The organism is Corynebacterium sp. HMSC27B11, from assembly GCF_001815985.1.
Lineage (GTDB): Bacteria > Actinomycetota > Actinomycetes > Mycobacteriales > Mycobacteriaceae > Corynebacterium.
In genome coordinates this window covers 1-727 of the sequence record NZ_KV823571.1, presented here as the reverse complement: position 1 = coordinate 727, position 727 = coordinate 1, and the positions used below count along the sequence as shown (strand labels likewise).

Below are 727 nucleotides of genomic sequence, written 5' to 3'. Positions count from 1 at the left end.
TCTATCGGCCTTGCACAATCGAGTTTTTACTACCACCTTCAACAACGCAGCCGGCCCGATAAGCACGAGCATATCCGTGACATACTCCATGCCATCGACGCGCAGTCGGACAACACGTACGGCTATCGACGCATGTGGTGGGAGTTGCGTCATCGTGGGATCATCATCAGCGAGAAGGTTGTTCGTCGCCTCATGCGCGAAGAAGGAATCGTGCCCCGCTTTCCGAAACGCAAGTGGAGGTACTCCAGCTATCAGGGAGAAATTTCACCAGCTCCGGACAACTTGGTGAACCGTAATTTTCACGCTGACAGCCCAAACAAGTTGTGGCTAACTGACATCAGTGTTTTTGCAGCTCACGATAGTCGCGTGTACCTCTCTGCCATAATCGACTGTTTTGACGGCAAGGTCGTCGCCGCGAAAACAAGCGTGCACCCCACTATGGAGTTGGCGCAGGAAACCCTGCTTGCTGCCATTGAAGCGGAGCAGCCAGAAGCAGATGGTTCCCTGGTGCTTCATTCTGACCGGGGTGCACATTACCGCGGTAGCACCTGGCGCAGTTTGACCGCTAAATACGGGATTGTCAGCTCAATGTCTAAAAAGGGTTGCAGCCCAGATAACGCAGCGTGTGAAGGATTTTTCGGCCGTATGAAAAATGAGATGTACTACGGCAAGGTTTGGCAAACCACCAAAGAGCTCGAAGAAGCCATCGCGCGATACATCGAGTTCT

The 727-nt window shown here is 52.8% G+C and carries 1 protein-coding gene; it reads left to right on the top strand.

Annotation, left to right across the window (positions count from 1 at the left end; genetic code table 11):
* On the top strand, nucleotides 1–727 hold a 727-nt coding region (locus HMPREF3097_RS07655), incomplete at both ends, for an IS3 family transposase (protein WP_083317982.1).